The 12,765-nt window shown below is 72.3% G+C and carries 11 protein-coding genes; 9 read left to right on the top strand and 2 right to left on the bottom strand.

The features are described 5' to 3' along the window. The first annotated feature begins 14 nt into the window (after nucleotides 1-14). The 6 genes from HUT18_RS32800 to HUT18_RS32775 all read left to right on the top strand — a co-directional run bounded on the left by HUT18_RS32800 (nucleotide 15) and on the right by HUT18_RS32775 (nucleotide 5,004). On the top strand, nucleotides 15-746 hold the full coding sequence (locus tag HUT18_RS32800) for a type 1 glutamine amidotransferase (protein WP_176104132.1): 732 nt from the start codon (nucleotides 15-17) through the stop codon (nucleotides 744-746). Nucleotides 747-975: 229 nt separating this feature from the next. Next, a complete protein-coding gene (locus HUT18_RS32795) occupies nucleotides 976-1,926 on the top strand; it encodes a cytochrome c oxidase assembly protein (protein ID WP_176104131.1) in 951 nt (316 codons plus the stop codon). 141 nt (nucleotides 1,927-2,067) lie between these two features. After that, nucleotides 2,068-2,226 carry a hypothetical protein gene (locus HUT18_RS32790; RefSeq protein ID WP_176104130.1) on the top strand — a complete coding sequence of 53 codons (159 nt, stop codon included), beginning with the start codon at nucleotides 2,068-2,070 and terminating at the stop codon, nucleotides 2,224-2,226. A gap of 258 nt (nucleotides 2,227-2,484) precedes the next feature. Then, nucleotides 2,485-3,210, top strand: coding sequence for a 1-acyl-sn-glycerol-3-phosphate acyltransferase (locus tag HUT18_RS32785; RefSeq protein WP_176104129.1), 726 nt, complete (start codon nucleotides 2,485-2,487; stop codon nucleotides 3,208-3,210). Nucleotides 3,211-3,298: 88 nt separating this feature from the next. Continuing rightward, nucleotides 3,299-3,937, top strand: coding sequence for a class I SAM-dependent methyltransferase (locus HUT18_RS32780; RefSeq protein ID WP_176104128.1), 639 nt, complete (start codon nucleotides 3,299-3,301; stop codon nucleotides 3,935-3,937). Nucleotides 3,938-4,071: 134 nt separating this feature from the next. Beyond that, the gene (locus HUT18_RS32775; protein WP_176104127.1) at nucleotides 4,072-5,004 is read left to right on the top strand and encodes a hypothetical protein; all 933 of its coding nucleotides are present in this window, start codon (nucleotides 4,072-4,074) and stop codon (nucleotides 5,002-5,004) included. Nucleotides 5,005-5,014: 10 nt separating this feature from the next. Here HUT18_RS32775 and HUT18_RS32770 read toward each other — a convergent pair whose 3' ends face one another. Both HUT18_RS32770 and HUT18_RS32765 read right to left on the bottom strand, forming a co-directional pair. Further along, complete coding sequence (locus HUT18_RS32770; protein WP_176104126.1) at nucleotides 5,015-5,197, bottom strand: hypothetical protein; 183 nt, start codon at nucleotides 5,195-5,197, stop codon at nucleotides 5,015-5,017. Between the two features lie 308 nt (nucleotides 5,198-5,505). Then, the gene (locus HUT18_RS32765) at nucleotides 5,506-7,104 is read right to left on the bottom strand and encodes an alpha/beta fold hydrolase (protein WP_176104125.1); all 1,599 of its coding nucleotides are present in this window, start codon (nucleotides 7,102-7,104) and stop codon (nucleotides 5,506-5,508) included. 114 nt (nucleotides 7,105-7,218) lie between these two features. Between HUT18_RS32765 and HUT18_RS32760 the strand changes: the two genes are divergently transcribed. The 3 genes from HUT18_RS32760 to HUT18_RS32750 all read left to right on the top strand — a co-directional run bounded on the left by HUT18_RS32760 (nucleotide 7,219) and on the right by HUT18_RS32750 (nucleotide 12,649). Further along, nucleotides 7,219-8,115 (top strand): MerR family transcriptional regulator, encoded by an 897-nt coding sequence (locus tag HUT18_RS32760; RefSeq protein WP_176104945.1) that lies wholly within the window; start codon nucleotides 7,219-7,221, stop codon nucleotides 8,113-8,115. 240 nt (nucleotides 8,116-8,355) lie between these two features. Then, a complete protein-coding gene (locus HUT18_RS32755; protein ID WP_176104944.1) occupies nucleotides 8,356-11,322 on the top strand; it encodes a DEAD/DEAH box helicase in 2,967 nt (988 codons plus the stop codon). Nucleotide 11,323: 1 nt separating this feature from the next. Then, nucleotides 11,324-12,649: an SWF or SNF family helicase gene (locus tag HUT18_RS32750; RefSeq protein WP_176104124.1), complete on the top strand. Its 1,326-nt coding sequence runs from the start codon at nucleotides 11,324-11,326 to the stop codon at nucleotides 12,647-12,649. Nucleotides 12,650-12,765 lie beyond the last annotated feature (116 nt).

The raw sequence follows: 12,765 nt of genomic DNA, 5'->3' as shown, positions 1-12,765 counted from the left end.
GAGGATTGACGAGCATGAGCGACAACAGCCTGCGTCTGGTGTGGGTCTACCCGGACCTGCTGAGCACCTACGGCGACCAGGGCAACGCCCTCGTGGTGGAGCGCCGGGCCCAGCAGCGCGGCCTGAACGTGACCCGTGTCGACGTACGCAGTGACCAGCCGGTGCCCACCTCCGGTGACATCTATCTGATCGGCGGCGGCGAGGACCGGCCGCAGCGGCTGGCGGCCGAGCGGCTGCGCAGGGACGGTGGCCTGTCGCGCGCCGCGGGCAACGGCGCGATCATCTTCTCCGTCTGCGCCGGGTACCAGATCCTGGGCCACGAGTTCATCAACGACCTCGGCCAGCGCGAGCCCGGCCTCGGTCTGCTCGACGTGGTCTCCACCCGGGGCGAGGGCGAGCGCTGCGTCGGCGACGTGTTCGGCGACATCGACCCGCCGCTCGGGCTGCCCCCGCTCACCGGCTTCGAGAACCACCAGGGCGTCACCCATCTCGGCCCCACCGCCCGCCCGTTCGCACGGGTACGGCTCGGCAAGGGCAACGGCACGGGCGACGGCACCGAGGGCGCGTACAACGAGACCGTGTTCGGCACGTACATGCACGGCCCGGTGCTTGCCCGTAACCCGCAGATCGCGGACCTGCTGCTGCGCCTCGCGCTGGACGTGAACGCGCTGCCGCCGACCGACGACCGCTGGTACGAGGCGCTGCGCGCCGAACGGATCGCCGCGGCACAGCAGCAGCCCGCCTGAGCGAAGGCGTACGCCGGGAGTTGATGGACGAAGGGGCGCGTCGGAGCACGTGACGGCGCGTCCCTGAACCTGTGCCCCGGCGCGGTCCGCCCCCGCGCCGGGCGGCTGGGCCCGCGGTGGGCCCCGCGCGCAGCGGCGCTCCGCGCCGGTTCTACTCTGGTGCGGGACAGAGCGCGCGCAACCCGTACGAACGCGGCGCGCGCAATCAGCACGAATCAGGAGCCGGCGGATGGATCACAGCGGGCACGGCACGATGACCGATCTGCCGCCGTTCACGCTGGGCCGGGGCCTCGTCTGGTCGACGGACCCCTTCTTTCTCGTCGGCTGTGTGCTGGCGCTGCTGCTCTACGGCTGGGGGGTCGTCCGCCTGGCCAGGCGCGGTGACCGCTGGCCGGTCGGCCGCGTCGTCGCCTTCACGCTCGGCGTGCTGAGCATCGTCCTGATGATGTGCACCAGGCTGAACGACTACGGCATGGTCATGTTCAGCGTGCACATGGTGCAGCACATGGTGATCAGCATGCTCTCGCCGATCCTGCTGCTGCTCGGCGCACCGGTCACGCTGATGCTCCGTGCTCTGCCGGTGGCCGGTCGCGGCCGCAAAGGCCCGCGCGAAGTGCTGCTGATGTTCCTGCACAGCCGCTATCTGAAGGTGGTCACGCATCCCGCCTTCACGATCCCGATGTTCATCGCGAGCCTGTACGGGCTGTACTTCACGCCGATCTTCGACTTCCTGATGGAGTCGCGTGCCGGGCACATCACGATGATGCTGCACTTCCTGGCCGTGGGACTGGTGTTCTTCTGGCCGATCATGGGCGTCGACCCCGGCCCGCGGCGCCCCGGCTATCTGATGCGGATGCTCGAACTCTTCGCGGGCATGCCCTTCCACGCCTTCTTCGGTATCGCGCTGATGATGGCGAGTTCCCCGATGATCGGGACCTACGAGAACCCGCCGGCCTCCCTGGACATCGACGCCCTGGCCGACCAGACGGCGGCGGGCGGTATCGCCTGGGCGTTCAGTGAGATTCCCTCGGTCGTCGTCCTGCTCGCGCTGCTGTACCAGTGGTACCGCTCCGAGGAACGGCAGGCCCGCCGCACCGACCGCGCGGCCGACCGGGACGGCGACAAGGAGCTGGAGGCGTACAACGCGTACCTGGCCTCCCTCCACGCCCGCAAGGGCTGAGCCCCCTCCGCACCCGCATCGCGCCCCCGTACCGCCCGTGGGCGGAACAGCACGGACTATGGCCAACCGGGCGCCCGGCGGGGAGGATGGAGGCAGGCCGTGGCCGCGCGGGAGCGCGGTCACCGTGAGAAGGGTGTCGCGATGCCCGGTTCTACGAAGGCCATGGGGGTCGTCACGCTCGGGGCCCTGGTCCTGACGACGGCGTACACGGTGGTCCTGGGCAGTAACGGCTGGCTGTGGTTCGGCTGGGTCGTGCTCGGGTTGATCACCGTCGGGATGGTCGCCTCCCAGGGCACCTGAACTCCCAAGGTTCTGCCGCGTGAACTGCCCCCGGCCGCCCCGCTGCGCGGCCCCGGAGGGGTCCTGTCGGGGCTGCGGCGGACCGCGTCCGCCCGTCCGGACAATGGCCCGCACGGAAAGATGTGGCGTACCCGAGGTAACTCCTTGCCGTCCGAACGTTCCGTCCGCAGGTGCCTGCACCTAAACTGTCCGTCTCTGCCAAGCCCCTGAGCTGGGGTGACGCTGCAAGGACAGCCGCGACCCCGGAGGACCCCCCACATGTTCTACTACGTGCTCAAGTACGTCCTTCTGGGGCCGTTTTTGCGGATGGCGTTCCGGCCCCGTATCGAAGGTCTGGAGCACGTACCGGAAGACGGCGCGGCGATCGTCGCCGGGAATCACCTGTCCTTCTCGGACCACTTCCTGATGCCCGCGATCCTCAAGCGCCGCATCACCTTCCTGGCCAAGGCCGAGTACTTCACCGGGCCCGGCCTCAAGGGACGGCTCACGGCGGCCTTCTTCCACAGCGTCGGACAGATCCCGGTCGACCGCTCCGGCAAGCAGGCGGGGCAGGCCGCGCTGCACGAGGGTCTCGGCGTCCTGAGCAAGGGCGAACTGCTCGGCATCTACCCCGAGGGCACCCGTTCCCACGACGGCCGCCTCTACAAGGGCAAGGTCGGGGTGGCCGCGATGGCGCTCAAGGGCCGTGTCCCGGTGATCCCCTGCGCGATGATCGGCACCTTCGAGGCGCAGCCGCCCGGCAAGCGCCTGCCGAGCCCGCGCCGGATCACCATCCGCTTCGGCGAACCGCTGGACTTCTCGCGCTACGAGGGCATGGAGGACGAGCGGGCGATCCTGCGCGCGGCGACGGACGAGATCATGTACGCGATCCTGCGGCTCTCCGACCAGGAGTACGTGGACGAGTACGCCGCCGTCGTGAAGGCCGAGGAGGCCGCCGCCAAGAAGAAGCAGGGGCGCAAGTTGCCGCGTCTGCCGTTGAATTGAGCTGCCGGCGGGCCTGTGAGTGCGGGTGAGGTGCGGCCTCCCGTGCTCCACCGGAGCGACGCGTCGGCCGCCTGCGAGGATGGCGGGCATGGTGAGCAGCAGTGATCCGCGGGGCGGGCGCGCAGGGCGCGCGGAGATCCAGGAGTTCTTCACGGTGCGCGCCGCCGACTGGGAGCGGCGGTTCCCGGACGACGGCCCCGCCTATCGCGCCGCCGTCCGCGCACTCGGCCTCCGGCCTGGGCAGCGGGTGCTCGACGCGGGTTGCGGCACCGCCCGGGCACTGCCCGCCCTGCGGGAGGCCGTGGGTCCGGCGGGCGTGGTGCTCGCCGCCGATCTGACGCCCGCGATGCTGGACACCGCACGCGAGACGGGACGTACGGCGTACGGGCAGCTGCTGCTCGCCGACGCGGAACGGTTGCCCCTGCGAACCGGCGCCCTGGACGTCGTCTTCGCGGCCGGTCTGCTCAGCCATCTCACCCACCCCGAGGCGGGGCTGCGGGAGTTGGCGCGTGTGGTGCGCCCGCGAGGACGGCTCGCGCTGTTCCACCCGCTGGGGCGCAGGGCACTGGCCGCCCGGCACGGCAGACCGCTCACCGACGACGACCTGCGCGCCGAGCCACGTCTCAACTCCCTTCTCTCACACTCCGGTTGGCGACTGACTTCGTACGTGGACGAGGACGCCCGGTATCTCGTCCTGGCCGAGAGGATCCGGGACGACACGGCTTGATCCGGACGGTCGTCGTGGCGTCGGCCGGACGTCACCGATGAACGCTCCGGGCAAAATTCCTGCTCACCCCGCCTCGACGTGCTCCCGAGGCACTGGTTAGGGTGCGCCGACGGACGACACAAGGGGAGGGCGGGATGGCCGGGACCGACGAGGCGGTCGACGCCGGGGACGACGCGCTGTACGTACTGACGGCGTTGCTGCTGACACCGGCCCAGTTCCCCAGTGTGCTCGGCGACGACTACCCGGAGGCCTGTGCGGCGCTGGGGCTCGAAGCCGCCGCCGAGGGCTACGGCCTGGTGCTCGGCCAGGACGGCGCGGGCGCCCGCTGGACCGTCGTCATCGACGACGTGTCCCTGGTGGCCGTGGCGATCGCCTCCTGGGACTGCGGCATGGAGTACGACCTCTCCCCCGACGAGCGCTCCATGGTGGCCGCGCTCCCGGGCTGGCCGCTGACCCTGGCCGTGTCGGCCCCCGGCGTCCCCGCCCCGCACGACCCGGAACCGGACCCCGCGGACGGCGACCTGCCCCCGCTCAGCCCGCCCGCCACCGACTCCTGGGGCCCGGCCCAACGCCGCCTGGGCGCGGACGAGATCGCCCTGCAGTGGGCGAACTGGCGGGCGCAGATCGACGACGCCGACTTCGCCGTGACGCCGGAGGGGGGCGATGCGCCCGGCGATGACACCTTCGCGAAGGCGGCGGAAGCGGGAACGCACGAGGAGAGCGCGGCACGCGGGTCCGAAGAGGTCGAGCCCGCGGCGGACGGCGGCGCGGACCGGGCGGACGAGGAGCCCACGCGTCCGCACCCCGGTGTCCGGCGAGTCCTCGACGAGGCACGCGCCTACGTCGACACCGCACCGCCCGTGGGCCGGGTCAGGTCGGCGTTCGCGCACGAGGACGCCCGTACCCTGCGCGTCGACGGGCCCGGCTGGTCCATGGTCGCGCGCACCGACGACATCGCCTTCGTCCTCCTCGACGAGGAGCCCGGCGAAGTGCTGCCGGTGGGACGCGGCCCCGAACTGCCCGCGCTCCTCGACGCCCTGGACAAGCTGGCCGTCCGGCCTTCCTGAGCGGTGGGGCTCAGCGCCTGATCTCCTTGTGGCCGACCCGGCGCAGCCTGCGGCGCTGCCCGGGGTCGAGCATCAGGTAGGCCGCCGCAGGGACACCGATGATGATCAACAGCGCCGCCCACCAGGGCAGCCAGATCAGCAGGATCAGTCCGACCAGCGCACCGCCGGCCGCGACCTTCGCTCTGTTCGACATCTCGCACGCCTCCTCCGCGGCTCGCGCCGCCCTCTGCCTGGGAGAACGCGCCGCACGCGGCCGCGGTTCCGGTGTGCGCCCCTGAGACAACCCTGAGGTCGGCGAAGCGCACCCCGCTCAGTCCATTGTCGTCGCTTCAGTCCATTGTCGTCGCTCGGCCTCCCGCCGTCGCCCGGACCGCGTCGCGCTGCGTCGCCTGCCCGCGAAACCCTCCAGCGTCGCCCTGTGCCACCCCGACCGTGCGGCGGGCGCCCTCCCCTGCGGGGCGCCCGCCGCACGGCCTCGGCCGAGTCCTCCCGGCCGCGGGGTCAGCTCCGCAGATGTCCGATCACGGACCGCATCGCCGCCGCGAGCGCCGTACGTGCCTCGTCCGTGTGGTCGAGGGTCTCGAAGCCGTGGTGGCCCTCGGGCACGTCGATCACCTCCACCCGGGCCCCGCACTCCCCCGCCGCGGCGAGGAACTCCGCGACCGTCGTGGCGATCTCCGGCATCTCCCGTCCGACCCGGATCAGCACGATGGGCAGGTCTCCCGCCCCGCTCACGGCCGCCGCCGGACGGAACCGGGACTCGTCGATCCCCCAGTTCGGCAGCGGTACGAGGATGGGATACGACGCCGCCACACCGCGCAGCCAGGACGGCGGCTCCGCCAGCCACGGCGCCGACAGCAGGCCCCCGGCGGAGAAGAACCACAGGGCGATACGGTCCGGGTCCACGCGCGGGTCGGCTCGTACCAGGTCGACGGCCGCGGCGACGTCCTCGGCGGCGCGGCCGTAGTCGGTGAGGTCGTGCAGCCGGTGCTCCAGGGTCACCCCGATCACCCCGAGGCCGGCGACGTAGTGGGCGTGACCGGAGAAGCCGGGCCAGTCGCGCGGCCTCGGCTCGATTCCCTCGGGCAGCGGGCCACCGTGCACGAACACCACTGCGGGGCACCGCTGTTCACCGTTGGATGTGCCCGGGGCCGAGTGCTCGCACCGGTCCTCGGCCGCGTCCTCCGCCGAACCTCCGGCCGGAAGGGCGTGCACGTGGTCCGGGAAGTACAGGTCGACGTTCCCGATCCGTTCGCGGCGCTGTTCGGGCACGTTGAGCAGGAACGGGCGCAGGTGGCCCGGGAGTTCGTCCTGCTTCGGCATGATGCGGTGTCCTTCGCCCGCGGCGGCACAGAGTAGGGCCTCGGCGAGTTCGCCGGGGACGGACAGCATCGGCCAGTGCCCGGTGGGCAGTTCGAAGAAGGTCACCCGCGGTTCGGTGAGCACCGCGAGCTTCGGGTCTCCTATCGCGACCAAGGCCTCGATCATGGCGATCCCGGCGCCGTTGGAGGTGCAGAGAATGCCGGTGGTCGGCAGTTTTGCGCCCGCTCCGGTCAGGCGCAGCGGCTGGGCGAGCGTCCCGACGGGCTGCGGTACGGCGAGTCGGTCGAGCAGCGCCAGGTCCTCCACGGAGACCCCGTCCAGGCTGCCGTAACGCTGCCAACCGTCCGGCGGCGGTGGGGCGATGGTCCCGCTGTGCCGCGTCGTGGCGTTCGCGGACCACACGTACTCCCGGATCGCCTGGTCGGGAACGAGGGCGGCCGGGATGTCGCCGTCCTGGGGCATGCCCGCGTCCACGTGGACGACGCGTGAGACCCGGTCCGGGCGCCGGTCGGCGGCGGCGAGCACGGGGTGGATGCCGTAGCCGTGGCCGACGAGCACCACGTCGGGTGCTTCCAGGACGTCGAGGAGGCGGACCAGGTCCTCGATGTGCGTCTCCAGGTCGGTGCCGGGTTCCGCGGGCGCCGGACGCTTGATGTCGCCCATGCCGGTAAGCGTCACGGGATGCACCTCGGCACCCGCCTCCCGCAACAGGGCGGTGGTCTCCCGCCACACCCACGCTCCGGTGTGGATCTCCGACACCAGCACGAATGCCGTCATGAACCCTCCTTGTACGCCGTTACTCCACGGGACAGGCCCTAAAAGGGCCGTCCGCGTTCGCGGGTACGCTAGGACCTCCCCCTGAGGGAGGTTCAAACCGTGTCACCCGACGGAATGTGGAGCATCGGCGAGCTGGCCGAGCAGGCCGGGGTCACCGTCAAGACCGTCCGCTTCTATTCGGACCGCGGTCTGCTGCCCGAGGCCACCCGCAGCTCGGGCGGCCATCGCCGCTACGGCCCCGAGGCCGTGGAACGGCTCGCCCTGATCCGGTCGTTGCGCCGACTCGATCTGCCGGTGCCCGAGGTGACCCGAGTCCTGGACCGGGAGGACGCCCTGGAGGACGTCATCGCGGGACAGCTCGGCGAGATCGGCTCCCGGCTGGCCGAGCTGCGCTGGCAGGAGGCGGCACTGCGGCTCCTGCAGGACTGCCCTCCGGACGAACGCGCCCGGCGTCTGCGCCTGGTCGGCGCCCTGTCCACACCGCCCAACACCACCGTCCTGGCGCGCTTCTGGCGGCGCTGGCTTCCGGCACGGCTCCCCGCCCGGGTCGCGGCCACCCTCATCGAACACGCGGTGCCCCAGCCACCGGACGATCCGGCGCCCGGCCAGGTACTCGCCTTCGCCGAGCTGCACGCCTTCGTCAGTCGCCCGTGCCCCGGCACCGCGCCCCAGCCCGCCGCACACCGGGCCGACGAGGGCTGGCGCCCGGCCGTTCTCTATGACGGCCTGGGCGAGGCCCACCTGCTGGCCGCCCCCGAACTCCGGGCGCGGCGAACGCCGTTCGAGGGCGAGGCGCTGGACTGCTTCGTTGGCGCCTACGCCGCCGCCAGCGGTCAGCGCGACACCGCCGACTTCCGCAGGCAGCTGCGACAGTTGCTGGCCGCGGACCCGCGGATCGACCACTACTGGAACCTCGTCGCCAAGGTCTCCGGCCCCGACCGCCCGACACCGGGCGCCACCCACGACTGGCTCCTGGAGGCGCTGGACACCCACCTCGCACGCGCCGCCTGAGCGGAGTGGGTCCGGCCTTCAACTCCTGGTTGGGGTAGGAGCATTGGCTCGCCCTTCCCCTGCTTGCGACCTCCCCAGAGGAAAAGTGGCAGCACACCCCTTGACGGATCGCGCGCGCCGTGTATTATCGACCGCTCGCGCATTAGTCAAACTTGAGGAGTACCCCCCATTACCGCCTCTGCTCCCTTCCCCACTCCCTCCTCCTCATCGCCCTCACCTTCCCTGGCCCCCTCCTCACCCATCCTTTCCGCAGACCTTTCTGCCGACTCCGGCGACTCTCCCGACCTCGCCGGCTGGAGCGCCGTCTTCACTCCGGCCGAGCCCGCCCGCGCCGCTCTGGTGCACTTCTGGCCGTCCACGGCGGACGGACTTCCGGGCGACTTTCCGGAGGGCATCTCGCAGTGCGAAAAGGACCGGTGGTACGGCACCGCCAGCTCACTCGACCTCGTACTCCCGGCACCGGCGGGCGGTCTTGAGGTGCGGCGCGTGGCGACCAGAGCGCTGTCGATCGGGGCGGCGCTCGGGGTGCTCACCCGTGCGTACGCGAACCCTTCGGCGCACCCGGCCGCGCGGTTCTGGGGGGCGGCCGCTCTGCTGGCACTGGACCTCGTCGCCCGGGGGCGGCTGCTGCCCGGGGTGAGCGAGGACGGTTTCGACCAGTGGCGGTGTGCGCCGCTGACCGGTGAGGACCACGCCCGCGTTCTCGAACTCGCCGCGTGCGCACCGCCGTTGGCGCACTGCGTACCCCTGGACAAGACGGCGGAGGACCTGCGACTGCCGGACCCCTCCGTGCTGCTGCGGGACTTCCTCGACGCGGTGGCCGACACGCTGCCCAGGACTCCGGCCGCGGTGCATGCCCTCGGCGGCGGCGCCTTCGCGGGGGCGGAGGTGCTTCGCCGTCCGGAGTACACGCCGTGGGCGGCCGCGTTGCGCGCGCTGCACGACGTCGGCGTCCGACTGTCGCTGCGGGTCGAAGTCTCCGGTCTGGGCGAGGAGTTGACGGCGCGGGCGACCAAAGCGGAGGGGACCGGCGAGGCGGCGGGGACCGGCGCCGAGCCGCGGTTCCGGGTGGTGCTTCAGGTCCACAGTGCCGACGATCCGGCACTCGTCGTGGACGCGGAACGGCTGTGGGCCGCGCAGTCCGGTACCCCGGCGGGATTCGGGCCGCAGGTGCGCCGTGACGTACTGATCGCCCTGCGCCGGGCGGCACACCACTGGCCACCCCTCGGGACGCTGCTCTCGGCCCCGGTACCGGACTCGGTGGAGCTGGCCGACGACGATGTGGCGGACCTGCTCGGCCGCGGTGCACAGGCGCTGGCCGACGCCGATGTCCGGGTCCACTGGCCCCGACTGCTCGCCCGCGGACTGTCCGCGCGCGCCGTACTCCCCGGTGAACACACCGACGTACAAGGTGAGTCGGGGGCCTCGACGGGCCCGGCCGCTTTCAAGGGGCTCGTCGGTGCCGACCAACTGCTCTCGTTCCGCTGGCAGTTCGCGCTCGACGACCAGGACCTCACTGCCGCGGAATTCGACCGCCTGGCCGAGGCCAAACGGCCACTCGTGCGCCTCGGCGACCGGTGGGTGCTCGTCGACCCGGCGCAGGTCGCGCGGTTGCGCGAGCGGCGGACCGGTGCGATGAGCGCCGTACAGGCCCTCGGCGCGGCGCTGACGGGGTCGGCCGAGATCGACGGGCAGCGCGTACCGGTGGAGGCGGCGGGCAGGCTCAACCGGCTCAGGGAGTTGCTCACGGCGGACGAGGGCGCCGAAGGCGTGCCCCAACCCGCCGCGCTCGCCGCGCAGTTGCGTGACTACCAGCTGCGCGGCCTGGGCTGGCTCGCCCGGATGACCGGAACCGGGCTCGGCTGCTGCCTGGCCGACGACATGGGTCTGGGCAAGACGATCACCCTCATCTCGCTGCATCTGCACCGCCAACAGGACCCGGCCACAGCCGGTCCCACGCTGGTGGTCTGCCCCACCTCACTCATGGGCAACTGGGAGCGCGAGATCGGCAGGTTCGCCCCGGGCACCCCGGTGCGCCGCCATCACGGCGCCCGCAGGGAGCTGTCCGCCCCGGCCGCCGGAGAAGTCGTCCTGACGACGTACGGCACGATGCGCCTGGACGCCGAGCGGCTCGGCGCCACGCCCTGGGGTCTGGTGGTCGCCGACGAAGCCCAGCACGTCAAGAACCCGTACTCGGCGACGGCCAGGGCGCTGCGCGGTATTCCGGCGGCCGCCCGGGTGGCGCTCACCGGTACGCCGGTGGAGAACAACCTCTCCGAGCTGTGGGCGATCCTCGACTGGACGACGCCGGGCCTGCTCGGCAGTCTCGGCGCCTTCCGCAGGCAGTACGCGGTGCCGGTGGAGGGCGGCGCCGACCCGGTGGCGGCCGAGCGGCTCGGCCGTCTCGTACGGCCCTTCCTGCTGCGCCGCCGCAAGAGCGATCCGGGCATCGCACCGGAGCTGCCGCCCAAGACCGAGACCGACCGGGCCGTGGCCCTCACGGCCGAACAGGCGGCGCTGTACGAGGCAGTGGTGCGCGAGATGCTGGAGCGGATCTCCGCCGCGGACGGCATCGGCCGCCGCGGTCTGATCGTGAAGCTGTTCACCTCGCTCAAGCAGATCTGCAACCACCCTGCCCAGTACCTGGACGAGTCCGATCCCCAACTGTCCGGCCGCTCCGGCAAGTTGGAACTGCTCGACGAGTTGCTCGACACCATGACGGCCGAGGGTGCGGGCGTGCTGGTGTTCACGCAGTACGTACGCATGGCACGGCTGATCGAGGCGCGGCTGGCCGAACGCGGGATCGGTGCGCAGTTCCTGCACGGCGGCACGCCCGTCGCGGAGCGCGAGGCCATGGTCGCGCGTTTCCAGGCCGGTACGGTGCCGGTCTTCCTGCTGTCGCTCAAGGCCGCGGGGACCGGTCTGAACCTGACCCGCGCGGAACATGTCGTGCACTACGACCGCTGGTGGAATCCGGCCGTCGAGGCGCAGGCGACCGACCGTGCGCACCGGATCGGCCAGACCCGTTCGGTGCAGGTCCACCGGCTGATCGCTGAGGGCACGGTCGAGGACCGTATCGACGCGATGCTCCGGACGAAACAGGCCCTGGCCGATGCGGTACTCGGCGGCGGCGAGGCGGCGCTCACCGAGCTGTCCGACGGTGAACTGGCCGCGCTGGTACGTCTCCAGAGCGAAAGGAGTGCCTGACATGGCCGACGCCCCCGACGAGTTCCCCGAGCACACCGCGGACGAACTCACCGAGCAGGAACGGGTGTTCGCACTCGCACCGGTCGTCCACGGGCGCTCCTTCGCCGCCACCTGGTGGGGCCGTGCCTGGCTGAAGGCGCTGGAGGACACCGCGCTGGAGTCGCACCAGCTCGCCGCCGGGCGGCGGCTGGCCCGCTCCGGATCGGTGGGCGCCGTCTCCGTCCGCCCCGGCCGCCTGACCTCGGTCGTCCGTGACAAGGACGGCACCGGAATCCGGGCGGATGTGCTCCTGCACCGCTTCACCACGGACGAGTGGGACCGCTTCTTCGAGGTGGTCGGCGAACGCGCCGGGCATCTGGCGGCGCTCCTCGCCCATGACATGCCGCACCACCTGGCCGAGGACGCCGCCGCCGCGGGCATCGAACTCCTCCCGGGCATCGGCGACTTGGAGGCCGAATGCGACTGCGGCGCCTGGGACCACTGCGCGCACAGCTCCGCGCTCTGCTACCAGGCCGCACGACTGCTCGACGAGGACCCGTTCGTCCTGCTGTTGCTGCGCGGCCTGGGCGAGGGCCCCTTGCTCGAAGCTCTGGAGGCGCACCGGGCAAGGCGCCAGCGAACCACGGAGAGTGCGGAGAGTTCCGAGCGGCTCGTACCCGAGGAGGGAGTCGACGCGTACGAGGCCTTCGCCGCGGCGGACATCCTGCCGCCACTGCCCACCCTTCCCCCGCTCCCGGCCCCGGCGCCCGCCCTGCCCTCCCTCGCCACCAAGCCGGCACCCGGGCCCGCTCCGGACACCGAGGCCCTGTCCTTCCTGATGACGGCGACGGCCGCTCGGGCCCGGGCCCTGCTCGCGCGCTCAGCAGCAGAGGGGCACGAACAGTCCTTGCCCAGCCGCGAGTTGAGCGAGCACGACGACGCCGTACGGCTACTCGCCGTCGGTCCGCCCGAGCCGGTGGCCGACCGGCTGCGGGAGGCCCTCGCCCTCGACGCGCGGGGCGCCGACACCGCCGTACGTGCCTGGCGGACCGGCGGCGCACCGGCCTTGCGGGTCCTCGACTCCGCGTGGGAGCCGGACGGTCCCGCCCTGGCCCGCGCCCTGTCCGCGCTGGACACCGCGTGGGCGGACGAGGACCGGCCCGGGTTCGTCCGGAAGGGCAACGCGTGGACGCTGCCCGGCCGGGGCAGACAGCTCCGACTCGGGCAGGACGGCCGATGGTGGCCCTACGCCGAGGACGCGGGCCGGTGGGTGCCCGCGGGCGCACCGGACAGCGACCCGGCGGCGGCGCTTTCGGAAGCCGTGTGGGAGGCGCGGGACGAGGCCTGACGGGAGGCGGGGCGTGCCGCACCGTCCGCGCGGGGTGACAGGTCCCGCACGGGGCCTGTCACCCCGCGCAGGATCCGCTGCGTGCTCCCCCGTCGTTCATGTACTGGTGGCCGAAC

The sequence above is a fragment of the Streptomyces sp. NA04227 genome (assembly GCF_013364195.1).
Lineage (GTDB): Bacteria > Actinomycetota > Actinomycetes > Streptomycetales > Streptomycetaceae > Streptomyces.
This window is presented reverse-complemented; position numbering and strand designations above follow the sequence as displayed.